Genomic DNA, 17,157 nt, shown 5'->3' with positions numbered 1-17,157 from the left:
GTAGCTTTTTGGATCCTTTTTTTTATATTTAGGAGGAATGATCATGGACTTTAAAAAAAGTGCGCAAGAAATAATCAAAGGAGTTGGCGGAGCTAGTAATGTAGCTAGCTTAATCCATTGCTCAACTCGCTTACGTTTCAGTTTGAATGATTTTGATAAAGCTAATTTAGATGCGTTGAAGAAAATTGATGGTGTTCTGGGTGCAGTCATTGCCGGTGGCCAATGTCAGGTAATTATCGGTAATGATGTTGTGGAAATGTTTGATGCGGTTCAAGGACTGTTAGGTGGTAAAGAGAATACCGGTAAAGCACAAAGACAGCCAATAGGACGCATAATTTTGGACTTTATTATTGGTGTTTTCCAGCCCTTGGTACCAGCTATTGCCGGTGGCGGAATTCTAAAATCTATTTTGATGCTGATTGCAATGTTTGGTTGGATCAGTGATAAAAGTCAGACTTATCAAATTTTGAACTTGATTGGTGGAGCACCACTTTATTTATTGCCATTATTAGTAGCGATTACAGCGGCACAGAAATTAAAAGTCAATCCGTTAGTGGCTGTATCTACAGTTGGTGTGTTGATTCTTCCCGATATTGCTACCATGCTTGAAAAAGGAACGACTTTGTTTGGAATGCATGTTTTAAATGTGACATATAGTTCACAAGTTTTTCCAGCAATTTTAAGTATTTTATTATATGCAGTTATGGAACGTTTCTTCACTAAGTATTCACCAAAGCCAATTAGAATATTTTTTGTTCCAATGATGGCTATGCTAATTACAGCACCTCTAACTTTATTATTCCTTGGTCCTCTAGGCTATGTGGTGGGACAATATTTTGTCAGTGCAATTTTGTTTTTAAACGCTCATTTAGGCTGGTTGGCCACAGTGCTATTGGCAGCTGTATTACCATTTATGGTTGCGACTGGGATGCACAAACCAATGATTCCTTATGTAGTAGCAACGTTCAGCACAGTTGGTAGAGAAACACTATACTTGCCAGCATCACTTGCTCATAATATTTCAGAGAGTGGTACATGTTTTGCGGTAGCACTACGCACAAACGATTCGAAAATGCGTGCAACAGCAATCTCTGCTGGAATTTCCGCGTTTTTTGGAATCACTGAGCCAGCTTTATATGGGGTCACACTACAACATAAACGCGCGTTGGCTAGTGTGATTATTGGTGGTATTTTTGGCGGTGCCTATATTGGAATTAGCGGACTAGCAGCCTTTACACTTGTTGGTCCTGGCTTAGCAAGTTTACCCATGTTTGTTGATAAAGGTAACCCAATGAATTTAGTTAATGCTATTATTGGTTTTGTGATTTCTTTTGCAGTTTCGTTTATTGCTGGATTATTGCTTTGGCAGAATGAAGCTAAATCGATCGAAAAAGAAGATACTGAGAAGGTAAACATTGCTAAAGAAGATTTAGATGTTCCTGTTCCCGGACAAGTAATGCCACTTTCACACGTGCCAGACGATGTTTTCTCAAAGGGTCTATTGGGTAAAGGGGTTGCTGTTGTGCCAAGTGAAGGTAAATTAGTGGCACCGACTTCTGGAACCGTACAAATGGTTTATGAAACTAAACACGCGTTAGGAATGACAACCGATGCAGGGGCGGAACTACTTTTCCATATTGGGCTAGATACCGTCCAATTAAAAGGAAAATACTTTGACGTTCATGTTAAGGTTGGCGATCATGTTGAAAAGGGCGACTTACTCGAAACTTTTAATTTGCAAGACATTAAAGCTGCCGGTTATAACCCGGTCACAATGATGGTTGTCACCAATCAGGATCATTATGCAATTGATGTGGATGAGACAGAGACTTCAACACCACACACAGTCATGAACATTTCAAAAATGGAGGCATAAATAATGGGTTTAAGAAAAGATTTTCTTTGGGGTGGCGCAATCGCGGCCAATCAAGTAGAAGGTGCTTGGAATGTTGATGGTAAGGGGCCATCAGTGGCGGATGTGGCCACGTATAAACCAAACGTTGATGTAAAAGACTATAAAAAGCAAGTTCAAATTACCCAAGACAGTATTAAACAAGCAATGGCCACGAAAGATACAACTTATTATCCTAAACGTAGAGGAATCGACTTTTACCATCGTTATCCAGAAGACATTAAATTATTTGCTGAAATGGGATTCAAGACGCTTCGTATTTCCATTGCATGGTCACGTTTATATCCGACAGGCGAAGAGGAGGAGCCTAATCAAGCTGGTGTCGATTTTTACAAAGCAGTGTTTAAAGAGATGCATAAATATCATATTGAGCCGTTAGTTACTTTATCGCATTATGAAATGCCATTAGCTTTAGCACAAAAGTACAATGGTTGGGCTGATCGCCGCATTATTGATCTGTTTGTGAGATTCTGCCGCACTTGTTTTACAACCTATCGGGATGACGTCAAGTACTGGCTCACTTTTAATGAAATTGACAGCGTGACACGGCACCCATTTACATCGGCAGGAATTATTCCGGATCAGTCAGATAATCTCTTACAAGACGAATATCAGGCCTTTCATCATCAATTTGTAGCATCTGCGTTGGTCACCAAAATCTGTCATGAATTAATTCCAGGGAGTCAGGTAGGTTGTATGTTGACTAAATTGACAGATTACGCAAATTCGGCCGATCCGCGCGATGTTTTGGCATCGTTTAACAAAAATACTATGAATTATTTTCCGGCTGATGTGCAGGTGTTTGGACGTTACCCAGAGCTTATTTTAAATTATTTCAAGAAAAATAATTTGCACATTGTAATGGCCGATGGGGATTTGGAAATCTTGGCAGCTAATACTGTAGACTTTGTTTCCTTTAGTTACTATATGTCTATGGTCTCGTCGTATGATGAAAATAATTTAACACTTACAAGTGGCAACACAGTTGTTGGTGGTAAGAATCCCTATTTAAAATCTACAGATTGGGGTTGGACAGTGGATCCAGTTGGACTGCGAATTTCCTTATTACAGCTCTATGATCGTTATCACAAACCGTTGTTTATTGTTGAAAATGGGATGGGAGCACAAGATGAGTTGACAAGTGACGGAAAAATCCACGACGATTATCGAATTGATTATTTCCGTAGTCATTTTGAAGAGATGATTAAGGCTGTTGATGCAGGAGTAGATTTAATGGGATATACGAGCTGGGCACCAATTGATCTAGTGAGTGCCTCGACTTCTCAAATGTCCAAACGATATGGGTTCATATATGTTGACGAAGACGATCTTGGCCGAGGATCGTTAAATCGTTATAAAAAGGATTCCTTTACGTGGTATCAGAAAGTGATTCGTTCAAATGGGGAAGATTTAGCTTAATTGTTGAGGAGGTGAAAAGTGTGATGAAAATCAAAAAAGTGCTTAATTCTAGCGTAGTTTTGGCGGTAGATGACAAGCAAAAAGAATTTATTTTACTTGGAAAGGGAATTGGTTACGGCAAGCGTCCCGGAGCTTCTGTTACGAATAAGTCTTTTGACCAAGTCTTTATGCCAGTAAACGACACTAATGTCGAACACTTTTTGACGATGATTGCCGAAACATCTCCGGAACTTATTGATATTACACAGCAAATTATTAAATATGCTAAGTCAAATTTGAACACCAAATTAAGTGATGCTCTGTATGTATCCTTGCTTGATCATTTAAAGTTTGCTTTGGAAAGATTTCAACAAGGAATTACGATTACAAATCGCGTTTATTGGGAAATTAAAACTTATTATCCGAGTGAGTTCGGAATTGGTAAATATGCTGTTCAGATTATGAACCAGCAGCTAAAGACCAATTTTTCTGAACAAGAAGCTGCAAATATTGCCGCACATATTATCAACGCAGAAAATGGCACAGATGAACGGAAAGATGCTTTAAAAGCTGGGCAAATTATTGGGCGAATTATTAATATAATTAAATATCAGTCTCAAGGCAAATTGGATGAAGATAGTCCTAATTACCAACGATGTGTCGTTCACGTAAAGTTTTTAGTGGAACGTGCGATTGCAGGAAGATTGCTAAAAGACGCGGATCCTGCAATGGTAGCAATTGTTGAAAGTCAAAATGAGCGTGCTTTTAGAATTGCCAAGAAGGTGTCTGAGTATATGGACATCAAATTTGGTCAAGAATTACCAGATGAAGAAGTAATGCTGATGGCTATGCAGATTCAGCGAATATTAAAATAAAATAGATACTTTGTGCTATAAATTGAACAGTTATAGTGCAAAATATCTTTTTTTATGGTTTGAAATTGTATAAATTCAAAAAAAATACAAAAACAAACAATTATTTGCCGATATGGTCACAATTCTTTTGATTTGAAGCGTACTGCCAAAAAATCAATAAGTAGATGGAAAAATCCGGAAAAATAAGGTTCTAATTGTGAACTATTTTGTAAATGAGATAGTGAGTAAACACAATTAGAATGAGTAGATAACCAACTATCTAAACTATTTGTAAATGAGATGATTGGGGTCTGGATAAGAATTGGTAACTTAAGGAAGTCCTTGACAACTGCATTCTCACCTGATGCTGAGAATATAATTAGCAAGTCATCTGCGCTTACACTTTCTGCAATTTGTTTATTCAGGATACTACCACTGTTTGAAGGTAATAAGACCATGATAATTCCTAGCTGGAGAAACCGTTGCTGAAGATCTCTAGCCTGATACTGTTGATTTAGTCCAGTTGCTAAGATAAAGATTCGTCGTGCATTATTAAAGTATTGAACAGTCGTTGTAACTGTCGGTTCACTTAGCGTTGCGATCATCTGAGTTACAGCATTTCCAATCATTTTTGAATTTAAGTTCTCTTGAACTTTTGTAGTGTTTTCATTCCATGATAAAAAATATTTAAAGTCGGAAAAGCCATGAAAGCCTAGCTTTTGCGCAAATCTTAAAACTGAAGACGTAGATACAAATGCAGCGTCTGCAAGGTTGTTAATACTCATTGCACACACCTCTTCTTGATTTAGTAAGACATATTTTGCAATTTGCTTATCAACGTTAGAGAAACTAGTTTCGCTTTCCTTAATTAATTCTTCTATTGTTTTGTTCATTAAAATTCACCTCTTAATATATACAAGCAACGTTTATGTTTTCAGCACAAACGTTTTTTGCATTACTGGAAACTATTTCATTGCCAAAGAAATGGTAAAATTCCCAAACAGAAACAATTGTAATAAAAGTGCGAACAAATACCGTATACTATGCATGTGGATTTCTAAAAGCGCTTTTAGAACCGACCACTAACTTATTTGGGAGGCAACGTCATGAATAATGCAGAAGTGGCAAATAAAATTATTAACCTTTGTGGAGGAAAAGATAATTTTATTAGTGTTGAGAATTGTATGACACGTTTAAGAATTAAATTTAAAAATAAAGATCTTATTCAAATTGAAGAGTTGAAAAAAGTACCTGGAGTTCTTGGAATTAATGATGCCGATACGTTTCAAATTGTTGTTGGACCAGGAAAAAGTACTAAAATTCATGAAGCTATTATTGAAATTTTGGGTAGTGAATACGATGCAGGGACACAAGAAGAAACAAATTCTAAGGATCAAAATCAGTCAATGGATCAAACGATTCAAGAGACTAAAACAAAAGCAAGAAGTCATACCAGCGGCAGAATGAAAGCATTTTTGACCACCTTATCTAACATCTTTGTTCCAGTTATTCCAGCAATTATTGCTTCTGGTTTTGTGCAAGGTATTAATAACATTATGACTAGTAATGCTACGAACACAGCCATTAGAGAAGGTATAAAAGCTTCCGGTCAGTTAACTAATACACAAGTTGTTTTACAAAATTGGCATCTGTTACAAGTAAGCACGGTTTTTGGCATTATCGGTACTGCCGTATTGAGTTTTTTAGCCATTTATGTCGGAGTCACGTCGGCAGTTCAATTTAAAACCGATAAATTGTTGGGAGGTGCAATTGGTGCCATTACATTATCACCTGCTTTACCGGCTTTGGGTCTTAAAGCAGGTGAAGGAGGCTTGTTCGGCGTTATTTTGGGAGTTTGGATTTTGGCAAAATTTATGAAAATGTTTCATAAAATTATTCCCGACGTTTTAGATGTTGTCTTAACACCTACTCTTTCTTTGCTATTATCTGCAGGTGTGTATTTCCTAACAGTGATGCCAATAATGGGCTTTTTATCAGACGGTTTAATCAAAGGTATTTTATTCTTGATTAATGAATCTGGTGTCGTAGGTGGATTCGTTTTGTCAGCTTTGGCACCCGCGTTAATTTCAACTGGGTTACACCAAGGGCTAACACCAATTAACTTACAATTGATTGCTCAACATGGATCAACACAGATCAATGCGTTTCAAATTATGAGTAATGCTGGTCTAGTAGGCGCAGGACTTGCACTTTGGATTATGTCCAGAAATCAGCAGGTCAGAAATGTTGCTAAGGCAGCTTTACCGGCAACAATTTTGGCGGTTGGTGAGCCAACGCTGTTTGGATTGGTTATTCCATCAGGATTTGGATTTATTACAGCATCTTTGGGAGCTGGATTCGGTGGTGTTATGGTCAGTTTGTTAGGGGTAAAGTGTTCAGCACTTGGGGCTGCCGGCATGTCAGCTATTCCATTAATTGCAGATGGTAAATATATTCAGTATTTAATCGCTTATGTTGTGGCATGTGCTGCTGGTTTTATTTTGACATATGTCGTTGGCAAGATGCGTCATTATGCATAACAAGTTTTAAAGAGAGGAAGAGTTAGTATGCGAGCCATTATGATTATGTTTGATACTTTGTCAAAAAGGTTTCTGTCCAATTTTGGTAATGAATGGATAAAAACACCAAATTTTCAACGTCTTCAGAAAAAGATGATTACGTTCGATAATTTTTATGGCGGGAGTTTACCTTGTATCCCAGCCAGACGGGAATTGCATACAGGAATGTATAATTTCCCATTTAGATCATGGGGACCACTAGAGGTTTTTGATCAATCAGCAATTGAAAAATTAAAGAACAACGGTGTCTATGCACATATCGTAACTGATCATTCTCACTACTGGGAAGATGGTGGGGCAACATATTTGCCACGTTATTCTAGTTGGGAAGGCTTCCGCGGACAAGAAGGAGATCGATGGGTTCCTCGAATGGAAGGTGAAGTTAATCAGAACAAGAATGCCTTAAATAAAAAAGGCGTTTCGGTTGAACAACATATGGCGAATATTACAAGAATTCATGATGAAAAAGATATTTCTAGTGTTCAAACTATTAATGCAGGAATTGATTTTTTAGAAAAAAATCATGACAAAGAAAATTGGTTTCTTCAAATTGAGTCATTTGATCCCCATGAACCATTTTATGTACCGGATAAGTACCGTCAGATATATGACTGTATTAAGTCAGAAGACATTCCATATTGGCCAACTTATCAAAAATTAGTGGATGATCGATTTAAAGATGACATCGAGGATCTTAAAAAAGAGTATGCAGCTCTGATAACTATGTGCGATCGCTATCTAGGAAAAATTCTAGATGTTCTAGATCAAAATGATATGTGGAAAGATACCTTGGTAATCGTGAACACTGATCATGGCTTTTTACTAGGCGAACATAATTGGATTGGAAAAAATATTTCTCCTGTTTATGACGAATTAGTTCATTTGCCATTCTTTATTCATGATCCAGCGCATCCGGAACGGGACGGAAGTGTTTGTGGACAAATTGCCCAGACAATTGATTTACCGGAAACGTTGCTAGATTACTTTAGTATTCACGATGATACTGTTCGTGATGGACAATCAATTTTAAAAGTCCTTGATGAAGCAGCTAAGAGTAATGAAAAAAATGTTAAGGAACGTGACATTCTATTTGGTGTAAATGGTAGTTTTGCCTGTGTCTATGATGGCAAATATGTTTATATGCGCGCTTCACAAAATCCAGATAATGAGCCATTAGTGAATTATACATTGGCTTTTACAAAGATGCGTGGATTTTACAGTCCGGAAGATATGAAGAGTCTTGAATTAGTAAAAGGTAATCGATTTACTCAAGGAATGGCTGTGGGTAAATTATCGTTACGTAATCATATGGACTCTTACGCTTTAGGAAACTATTTGTTTGATATTGTTAAGGATCCGAATCAAGAACATCCTTTGCATGATGAAGCAATTGAAAAAATTATGGTTAAAAAACTGACCAAATTATTAAAAAAAATCGAAGCACCAAAAGAAGAATTTATTAGACTGGGGCTTAAATGACTTTATGGTGTAAGGAAGGAATTGAGACAGAATTATGTTGAAAGTAAAGGATGAAACGGAATTTAAGATAATATCTGGTGGAAAGTTCGATATGGGCACTAACGATCAAATAGGTTTCCCGGTAGATAGGGAAGGACCGATTACTAGCATTGAACTAGCTTCTTATCAAATTAGTACGACAACCGTTACAATTCGTGAATTTAAAGAGTTTGTAGATGAAACTGGGTATGAAACACAGGCCGAAAAGCTTGGCTGGTCATATGTTTTTTTCAAACTTCTTGATCAAGAAGAGCTAGAAAAAACTAAGGCTACAAAAGATATGCCATGGTGGCGTGCTGTTAAAGGGGCTTGTTGGAATCATCCAGAAGGTCCACAAAGTAGTGTTTCAAAACGATTAGATTATCCAGTAACCCAGGTATCGTTAAATGATGCAATTGCTTATTGTGTATGGGCAGGATATCGTTTGCCAACCGAAGCTGAATGGGAAAAGGCCGCACGTGGTGGCAAAGTCGGTCTTAAATATCCATGGGGTAATAATCTGACTGAGAATCACGAATTTCATGCTAATACCTGGCAAGGTAATTTTCCAAGTGAGAATTCGTTAGAAGATGGTTATTTAGGAACAGCTCCTGTAAAAAGTTTTCAACCTAACGACTTCGGACTGTATCAAATGATTGGTAATGTCTGGGAATGGTGTAGTAATTCGCGTGGTATACCTTTAACAAGTTTTACTGATCACCAAAGCCAGGAGTTTTGGCAGGAAACCTTAAACGTTCACGAACCACATCAAATGGCAATTCGTGGAGGGTCATTCTTATGTCATTGTAGTTTTTGTAACAGATACCGAGTTGGCGCAAGAAATGGTGAAGTAAGTGATTCAGCTAGTTCTAATCTTGGATTTAGAGTGGTTAAGGATATCTAAAAGAGAGGTAATAAAATGGGTTGGTTTTCAAAGAAAAAAGAAACGATTGACATTGTATCACCAGCTGAGGGCGATGTAATTCCAATTACGCAAGTACCTGACGAAGTTTTTGCCGGTAAAATGATGGGCGATGGTTTTGCTGTCAATCCAACGAATGGTGAAATTGTTGCGCCAGTAGCTGGTAAGGTGACGTTCATTGCGGACACTAAACATGGAATAGGGCTAACTAGTGATACCGGCATGGAATTGATCATTCATATGGGAATTGATACGGTAAGTTTAAAAGGCAAGCCCTTTAATGTATACGTAAATTTGAATGAAAAAGTGCATGCAGGGACACCGTTAGTGACTATTGATCTTGAGGTGGTTAAGAAAGCTGATTTGAATCCTGTAATTATTGTTGCTATTACTAATTTCACAGATTTAGAGAAGAGGCTTGATCTTCAAACTGGATTAACTAAAGCCGGGAAAAAAGTGGCCATGTTGAGTTAATTTAAGGGGAGGTTTGTGATGATCTATATCACGTATGCATTAGTCATCTTCTTTGCCAATGTAATTGGTGCTATCGCGGGGATGGGCGGAGGTGTCATTATCAAACCAGTTTTAGATGTCATCGGTGCCCATCCATTAATCCAAATAAATTTTTTCAGTAGCGTAGCGGTTTTTACAATGGCGGTTACGTCAACGTACAAGCAAATAAATTTAGGACTCCATCTCCAAAAAAAATTTGCTTTTGCTATTTCATTTGGAGCAATTATTGGTGGCTTGCTAGGAAATTCGACGTTTAATTGGTTAGAGAAAGCCGTAGCAAACGATCATATAATTAATCAAATTCAGGTAGTACTAACAGTTTTGACACTTTTATTTGCTTTAGGTTATTCAATTGCTCCATATTGGCATTTTAAAATTACCAATATATTGCTGTTAATGTTAATCGGTATGTTTTTGGGATGGGTTTCAACGTTACTTGGAATTGGTGGTGGCCCCATTAATGTGGCAATGCTGATGCTTTGTTGTAGTTTTCCAATCAAAGAGGCAACGGTTTATTCCATTATTGCCATTCTATTTTCTCAATTTTCAAAAATATTGGCTGTTGTTTTCTCAGGAATGATTTGGAATTTTGACTTAAAAACATTGTTATTTATTATTCCGGCGGCAGCCATTGGTGGCATAGTAGGTGCAAAATATAGTCATGTAGTTGATACAAAAAAAATTGAGCTAGTATATCGTATGGCAATTTTGTTAGTTATTTCAATTAATTTATTTAACAGTTATCAAGTCATTATGGGCATTAGTTGATGCAACCAGCCTTGCTAGATTGCTGATGGAGTGAAACTTTATATTGAAAAATTTAAAAGTAAAAAAAATCACACCCCGATTACTCGAAGTGTGATCACCTACAGGAACTCTAGTTTGCAATGCATACAAACTAGCCTCTTTAGTAGGATACCAAATGATAGCTGAGTTCGCAATATATTTTTTAATTTAGGCTGCTAATTATGTGTAATTGCATAGTTGGCGGCCTTTTAAAGTACGCCCTTATCCTTAACCGCTTGTTCATAAAAATCATCTAATTGATTTTCATCAATATACTCTGGATCAAATGAGTGTTGCACAAAGAACATCAAATATTTAACTAATTCACGCGAACTGTCATATTCAGAGTATGGCAATCTCGGCGATTCTGGCATTCTTGTAAATAAGTAGCTGTCAGGGGTTGAAAAACTGAGTTTGGTGTTGAATTGCTCAGAAAAATACTTAGTTAAGTTCATTTGTAAGTCGTAATATTGACGAACCTTAGTCATACGATTGTGTAGTTGTTTAAAGTCTAAACGAATATTTAGTCGAAAGCCCTCTTTGAAAAGAAGAAAAAGGCGTTTTTCGTCGTCATGATCGTGATAAATATCTTTTAAGTGGTGAACTGCAATCCAGTTAGTGGACAGCTTGCTAGCACCGCTCGTTTGCACAAATTGAGTGTTACCAAATACATAAGGCCAGCCACTTCTGATTTTAAGAAAACGACCCATTGCTTGCATCAACAGAAAATTAGATTCATTTTCGCGAATGAACATGTTAATTAACTGCTTACTGGTCCTTTTTGTTTTGTGAACACCACGGTGCATATCAAAAACAATGCTGTTGTAGTCGGTGTTCCAGTGCGAGGTGTCATGGATATAGAACGTGGTAGACGGGCATATATCCGTTTTGTCGATAGTTTGAGCATTGTCTAAAACCTGCTTAAAGCGGCTCATTGTGCGTCGTTCGACGACTTCGTGTAGCTCGTTAAGTTTTTCAAAATGAACTGTGTCCATGGACTCTCTCCCTTGTTGTAACAAATTTTTAATGGTGTCTATCATCAATAGGTGATTCTTGACACTTTTTCGAGTGTACCAAGGAAGAAGGTATTTGACAAGCCGAAATCCCGCATTTGAAACGAGAAATATTTGGCATTTTGTGGGAAAAGAGACTTTTTTATAGATATTTATGAGAAAAATTATAGCAAATTAAGTAACTAAACATTTACTTAATAAATAATATGATTTCTCTACATAAGCTTTACAATTGTATAATGGTTCTCTCCGTAATGTTTTTAAAGAAAAATATCATAGTAGACTTTGTGCATTTAAATTTTTACAATATCTGATTTTAATTCAAATGATTGACTCGCTTCTTGAACTGTAAAACTAAGATCATAATTCAAAACCATCATCTTAAATTCTGGGTCTAGACTAATCGTAGAAGGTCTATTCAAGTATAAATGGGTGACATTTCTACAGCAGTCCGTGTTTTTTCAGCATGTCATTATAAAATATTTCCATGTCGTCGAGTCTGATCCGATCTTCAGGGTTCATTGTTTTACAAACCTGGAATAAAATTTGTATCAAGATTTCTCGACAATTTTGGTACTCTATTTCTGGCAACTCAGCAGTTTTAGAAATACGTGTAAATAGATAACTATTAGCTTGAGGTGCGACAAATTCGGTCGTAAATTGGTTGCCCCAAAATTTGACCAAACTTACCTGGAAGTCATAGTATTTTCGCACGGTTTTCAATTTACGCTCTAAATGTTTCAAATCAATTCGGGCATTCAAACGGAGGCCTTCATTGAATAACAGTAGAGTCGTTTTGCATCTTCCACATCCTGATAATCATCCTTTAAATGATGAACGGCAATCCAGTTAGTCGAAGTATAAGTGACACCACTCGTTGGCACGAATTGCACGTTGCCTAATACATAAGGACAGCACCGTTTGACATTGAGTTGGCGTCCCATTTCCTGCGTCAACATAAAGTTGGCTTCTTTAGAGCGGGCAAAACTATTTATCAACTGTTTAGTTGTTTTCTTCGTTTTATGAAGGCCACGGTGGGCGTCAAAAATGGTGTTGTTATATTCGGTGTCCCAATGTGAGGTGTCCTGAATATAATAAGTCGTGGTCTCACAGATCTCGGTTTTGTCAATCGTTTGGGCATTGTCTGCAATTTCTTAGGATTTTTAATTCGTCAATATATGTATAATACGTATGAAAAAATTAACTATAAAAAAATAATGCTTTTATCTTATTCGATGATCAATTAAGTTTTAGGGTGAAATACGATTTTTAAATAATTGATCAGAATTTTAGTTACGCGACTTAAGAGACAGCTTTCGGCACAAAATAAATTTTTTTGGAAAAATAATGGATCGGTTAAATTCTAACTTGTATTTATTCTTTTATGGTTTAATAAAAGTTAGTAATGTTAAGTGAAGCGGGGGATAGACATGTACCAACATGAAAAAATTGACATAGACAATTCAGATGTTCCTGTCAAATTTATAGTTCAAAGTGCAAACACGCAGAATATTTTACGACACTGGCATCAAGCATTGGAGATTGATATGACTATCCAGGGTAAGGCAGATTTTATCATTAGTGGCAAAAGGGTTCAGGAGAATCCTAATAATGTTATTATCGTAAATACTGATGAGATACATGCGGTAACCAATATTCAGAATACTTCTAATGTGATCGCTTTAACTTTTTTATTTCCATATCAATTTTTAAAGCGAGAAATCCCTAATTACGATTACTATTGGTTTAGAATTGCCAATGCCAATTCTGACGAAAGTAAACAAAAAATTGAACAATTAAGGCGAGTACTTATTCATTTTTATAGATTACAGAATAGTACACTAAGGCCGGAACAGAGAAGGTTGGCTCAAATGAATGATATTTTTTCAATTTTGAAGGAGTTAACCATTAATTTTAGTGAAATCAAGTCAGAGACTAGTAATCTCTCTATTACGACAAATCTAAGAATTTTATCGCAAGTACTAGATTATATGGGAAAATATTATAAAGAAAAGCTATATTTATCGACAATAGCAAATAAATTTCATTTGTCAGTGGGCTATTTATCTCGTTTATTTAAAGGCCAAATGGGAATGAGCGTTATGGCATACTTGCGTGAATTCAGACTTCAGCAAGCATTTAGGATATTAACGAATACAGAGAAAAAAGAGAATGAAATTGCCGATTCGGTTGGTTTCCCAAATTCCAAGTCATTTCGAATGGCGTTTAAAAGAAAATATGGGCTGACGCCAATTAAATACCGTCAAAATATAAAAAGGTCAAAAAATGGCCTTTAATTGGTTACTATGGAGCCACTTTTGAAAAGGCTTTCATTATATAATGTGTTTTGTGATCAAGCTTGATACAAAAATATTAGGAAGTGATTAACTTGTCAAAAGTAAAATCAAAATCCGTGATTTTTAAAATAGCCATTCTGTCTATTTCATTATTACTCATGATTGCGCCAAATATTGCAGCCGCGATTCCGTTAATGGATAAGACATTTAAGTTCCAATCAGCTTCTGCGGTTGAAACTCTTTCAACGATTCCAAATTTAGGAATTATTATTGGAATTTTTTTGAGCAACGTGATTATCTTAAAAATAGGTCAAAAAAAGACCGTTTTAGTTGGCCTGGTGGTTGCTCTTTTTTCAGGATTAGCTCCAGTAATTTCAAGTAACTATATGATTGTGCTATGTTCTCGACTTTTGCTTGGCCTAGGAATCGGCGTTTTCAATTCTCTTGCGATTAGTATGCTATATGATTTTTATAAGGATGAGGAATTGGCAACTATGTTAGGATTTCAAAATGCTGCAGGTTCACTGGGAAGTTCCATTTTGTCATTTGCAGTTAGTTATTTATTGAGATTTGGTTGGCATGCAACATTTTTGATATACATTATCTGTCTGCCTGTTCTAATTTTATTTTGGATTATTGTCCCCGACGTGGGAGAACAGAAGAAAGTTTCAAGGAAAATGAGTAGTGCAAAAATACACACACATCAACGTCTGAACTTCCCTGTTATTTTAATTTCGATAATTACTTTCTTTCTGTATGCATTTTTCCTGGTTATTACTGTAAAATTGGCCGATCTATTCACAGTAGAAAAAATCGGTTCACCAAGTATGGCTTCTACAGTACTTGGAGTGTTTACGCTAGTTTCACTACTGACTGGTTTACTTTATGGTGTTATCTATAAATATTTAGGACATAAAAGCTTACCGTTTGGGTTGCTTTTAATGTCAATTGGCTTTTTTATGATTGGAAGTTTGAAAGCATTTATACCTATTGTATTTGGCGTAATTATTGCTGGGGTTGGATTTTCCATGACAGTACCAACACTATACACATTATTAGGTGAGGTTGCGCCGGAAAATTCAAAGAACTTAGCAACTTCAACAATTTTGATTTTGACTAATATTGGTGTGTTTATGTCACCAATTTTAATTAATTTTTTTACTAAATTTACCGGGAACGATAGTCCAGCATCTAATATGTTGGTATGTAGCATTGGTCTGATTGTTTTATGCTTAGTTACTAGTTTGGAATTAATTTATCAGCAGAAAGTAAATAATAAAGAAGCTATAAACAAATTATAGAATTAAAGAGGAATTTAAAGATGAGTAAAATTAAATCAGATTTAATGAAAAAAGTTGCCGTTCGAAATGCAGATTATACTATGAAGTTGGTTCCGGGAATGAAAGAAGAAGGTTTTTTTGATCCTAAAGCACGAGAAGAGATTGATGCATCTGTGAATAACAATGATACAGGTGGATTTGGCAGTAATAATCAAAACCAATCACTTGAGGAAATTCGTGCCGGAATGGGGTGGAAAAAGGCTAATTATGCACCTAGTCATGAACTGACAATTAAAAATCAAACTTTTGATACAACTGTCCCAGCACGTACATATGTACAGACGGCTTTAAAGGATAGCAGTTTACCGACAATTATTTTTGAGCATGGCGGTGGTTTTTTTGGAGGGTCACTAAATAATGTGGAATTTCCCTGCCAAGCGTTAGCTGACTATGGTGCAGTACGAGTTGTATCGGTAGATTACGGGTTAGCACCAGAACACCCATACCCAGTTGGACTTTTGGATTCATATCGTGTTCTACGGTGGATATATGAGAATGCTGATAGTTGTGGTGTAGACTCAAAAAAAATAACCGTCATGGGTGATTCGGCAGGAGGGACACTTTCTTATAATTTAGCTACTTTGGATTGTGAATTTGGCACAAATTATTTGAACAAATTGGTCGCTTTATATCCTGTCACCTACGGAGGTAAAAAAACAGAATTACGTAGTAGGTTTGATTCACCAGAGGGTCTCAAAGCTAAAAAAGACCAAAGCCTAATTGCTCAATACATCCGTAATTTTAATGGCAGTAGTGCGTCAATTGATGATTGGTATATTCATGGTGCTGATAATGAGAACATGTATTTATCACCACTCAACATTCCCAGCAACGTCTTAGTCAATTTTCCCAAAACATTATTTATGGTGGGTGAATTTGATCCACTCCGTTTGCAAGGGGAAGCATTCTACCAAAAAATGAAGTTGGCAGGTGGCAATATTCAGTATATTCGATACAACGGAATGGTCCATGCATTTATGGATAAAGTTGGTGACTTTAGACAAGCAAACGATGCATTACAGGAAGCTATACAATTTGTTTTGAAATAGCTTATTGTAAAGTAAAAATATGTGTTTAATTTGTTTATCATTGACATTGGTTTTTTATTGAAAATTAAANACGCGAATTTTATAATCAAGTTAGCCACCTTGTAAAAATGGTCAAATAAAAGACACCAAGACGAAAAAATCAGGTATCATTGAAGTTCCTACACTAAACAATGAAAGAGGTTTTCGTCTTGGTGCAAGAACAGCTTACCATATCTCACTCAAAGGGTCATCATCTAACACCAATTGAACGTGGAAAAATTGCGGGATTGCTTGCCGCAGGCAAATCTGCTCGTCAAATTGCGACGGAACTTGGTGTTTGCCATCAAACTATCAATAACGAACTCAAACGTGGCTGTGTTCAACAGGTAAAGAAGATTAATGGTAAAGAACAGTACTTCAATATCTATGCTCCTGATACAGCTCAAATTCGTTATGAAATGAATCGTCAGCACTGTCATCGACCCTTAAAATTCAAACACATTACTAATTTTTTGGCCTACTTTGATGATCATTTCCATCAAGATCATTGGTCACCTGATGCAGCAGTTGGCTTCGCCCACAAACATCATTTATTTAAGCGTACAGAGATGGTCTGCACTAAGACACTCTATAACTATATTGATGCGCAATTATTAGAAATCCGCAATCTTGATTTGCTTGAGAAAACCAAGCGACGTACGCAACATCACTGGTCGCATAAACATCGACGCTTGATTGGTAAAAGTATTGAAGAACGGCCTAAGCGTGTCGACAAGCGCAATGAATTTGGCCACTTTGAAATTGACACCGTGGTTGGTAAACGTAGTGGCCATGAAAGTGTCCTATTGACCTTCACTGAACGTAAAACTCGTTTTGACTTTATTCGTTTGATTGAAGGTAAAGATGCTGACTCCGTAGCCTATGCCATTAAAGGGATTTGTGCTGAATTTGGTGATCTGATCAAATCCATTACTGCTGACAATGGAACGGAGTTCACAACCTTGGAAGAAGCTTTAAC

16 protein-coding genes are annotated in these 17,157 nt (G+C 36.5%); 12 read left to right on the top strand and 4 right to left on the bottom strand.

Features of this window, described 5'->3' with window-relative positions; all coding sequences use genetic code 11:
- Positions 1–43 precede the first annotated feature (43 nt).
- Genes IV80_RS09245 through IV80_RS09235 form a run of 3 tightly spaced genes read left to right on the top strand, consistent with a single transcriptional unit; the run spans position 44 to position 4,185 of the window.
- A complete protein-coding gene (locus IV80_RS09245; RefSeq protein WP_057752683.1) occupies positions 44–1,876 on the top strand; it encodes a PTS beta-glucoside transporter subunit IIBCA in 1,833 nt (610 codons plus the stop codon).
- A gap of 3 nt (positions 1,877–1,879) precedes the next feature.
- Positions 1,880–3,331: a glycoside hydrolase family 1 protein gene (locus IV80_RS09240; protein ID WP_057752681.1), complete on the top strand. Its 1,452-nt coding sequence runs from the start codon at positions 1,880–1,882 to the stop codon at positions 3,329–3,331.
- 23 nt (positions 3,332–3,354) lie between these two features.
- The gene (locus tag IV80_RS09235) at positions 3,355–4,185 is read left to right on the top strand and encodes a PRD domain-containing protein (protein WP_236699597.1); all 831 of its coding nucleotides are present in this window, start codon (positions 3,355–3,357) and stop codon (positions 4,183–4,185) included.
- A gap of 116 nt (positions 4,186–4,301) precedes the next feature.
- Here the strand turns inward: IV80_RS09235 and IV80_RS09230 are convergent, their stop codons facing one another.
- Positions 4,302–5,057: a MurR/RpiR family transcriptional regulator gene (locus tag IV80_RS09230; RefSeq protein ID WP_057752676.1), complete on the bottom strand. Its 756-nt coding sequence runs from the start codon at positions 5,055–5,057 to the stop codon at positions 4,302–4,304.
- 213 nt (positions 5,058–5,270) lie between these two features.
- Here IV80_RS09230 and IV80_RS09225 point away from each other — a divergent pair, with 213 nt between their 5' ends.
- Genes IV80_RS09225 through IV80_RS09205 form a run of 5 tightly spaced genes read left to right on the top strand, consistent with a single transcriptional unit; the run spans position 5,271 to position 10,443 of the window.
- Positions 5,271–6,704, top strand: coding sequence for a PTS transporter subunit EIIC (locus IV80_RS09225; protein WP_057752673.1), 1,434 nt, complete (start codon positions 5,271–5,273; stop codon positions 6,702–6,704).
- Positions 6,705–6,731: 27 nt separating this feature from the next.
- Positions 6,732–8,222, top strand: a complete 1,491-nt coding sequence (locus IV80_RS09220; RefSeq protein WP_057752670.1) for a sulfatase — start codon at positions 6,732–6,734, stop codon at positions 8,220–8,222.
- A gap of 34 nt (positions 8,223–8,256) precedes the next feature.
- A complete protein-coding gene (locus IV80_RS09215) occupies positions 8,257–9,144 on the top strand; it encodes a formylglycine-generating enzyme family protein (RefSeq protein WP_057752667.1) in 888 nt (295 codons plus the stop codon).
- A 15-nt stretch (positions 9,145–9,159) separates the two neighbouring features.
- Positions 9,160–9,636 (top strand): PTS sugar transporter subunit IIA, encoded by a 477-nt coding sequence (locus IV80_RS09210; protein WP_057752664.1) that lies wholly within the window; start codon positions 9,160–9,162, stop codon positions 9,634–9,636.
- Positions 9,637–9,654: 18 nt separating this feature from the next.
- Positions 9,655–10,443 (top strand): sulfite exporter TauE/SafE family protein, encoded by a 789-nt coding sequence (locus IV80_RS09205; protein ID WP_236699596.1) that lies wholly within the window; start codon positions 9,655–9,657, stop codon positions 10,441–10,443.
- A 227-nt stretch (positions 10,444–10,670) separates the two neighbouring features.
- Here IV80_RS09205 and IV80_RS09200 read toward each other — a convergent pair whose 3' ends face one another.
- The 3 genes from IV80_RS09200 to IV80_RS09190 all read right to left on the bottom strand — a co-directional run bounded on the left by IV80_RS09200 (position 10,671) and on the right by IV80_RS09190 (position 12,433).
- On the bottom strand, positions 10,671–11,456 hold the full coding sequence (locus IV80_RS09200) for a hypothetical protein (RefSeq protein WP_057752659.1): 786 nt from the start codon (positions 11,454–11,456) through the stop codon (positions 10,671–10,673).
- Positions 11,457–11,915: 459 nt separating this feature from the next.
- Positions 11,916–12,236, bottom strand: coding sequence for a hypothetical protein (locus IV80_RS09195; RefSeq protein WP_057752656.1), 321 nt, complete (start codon positions 12,234–12,236; stop codon positions 11,916–11,918).
- Positions 12,233–12,433: a hypothetical protein gene (locus IV80_RS09190; RefSeq protein WP_057752653.1), complete on the bottom strand. Its 201-nt coding sequence runs from the start codon at positions 12,431–12,433 to the stop codon at positions 12,233–12,235. The genes IV80_RS09195 and IV80_RS09190 overlap by 4 nt, the downstream gene beginning before the upstream one ends.
- Positions 12,434–12,904: 471 nt before the next feature.
- On the opposite strand from IV80_RS09190, the gene IV80_RS09185 reads away from it, so the two are divergent.
- From IV80_RS09185 to IV80_RS09170, 4 genes are all read left to right on the top strand, one after another.
- A complete protein-coding gene (locus tag IV80_RS09185; RefSeq protein ID WP_057752649.1) occupies positions 12,905–13,771 on the top strand; it encodes an AraC family transcriptional regulator in 867 nt (288 codons plus the stop codon).
- Between the two features lie 92 nt (positions 13,772–13,863).
- Positions 13,864–15,072 (top strand): MFS transporter, encoded by a 1,209-nt coding sequence (locus IV80_RS09180; protein ID WP_057752646.1) that lies wholly within the window; start codon positions 13,864–13,866, stop codon positions 15,070–15,072.
- A 20-nt stretch (positions 15,073–15,092) separates the two neighbouring features.
- Positions 15,093–16,160, top strand: coding sequence for an alpha/beta hydrolase (locus tag IV80_RS09175; protein ID WP_057752643.1), 1,068 nt, complete (start codon positions 15,093–15,095; stop codon positions 16,158–16,160).
- Between the two features lie 170 nt (positions 16,161–16,330).
- A partial coding sequence (locus IV80_RS09170; RefSeq protein ID WP_057752765.1) for an IS30 family transposase occupies positions 16,331–17,157 on the top strand: 827 nt, incomplete at its 3' end.

It is taken from the genome of Pediococcus cellicola, assembly GCF_001438655.1.
GTDB lineage: Bacteria > Bacillota > Bacilli > Lactobacillales > Lactobacillaceae > Pediococcus > Pediococcus cellicola.
The sequence above is the reverse complement of the archived record's forward strand: the minus strand, read 5'-3'. Positions and strand labels throughout refer to the sequence as shown.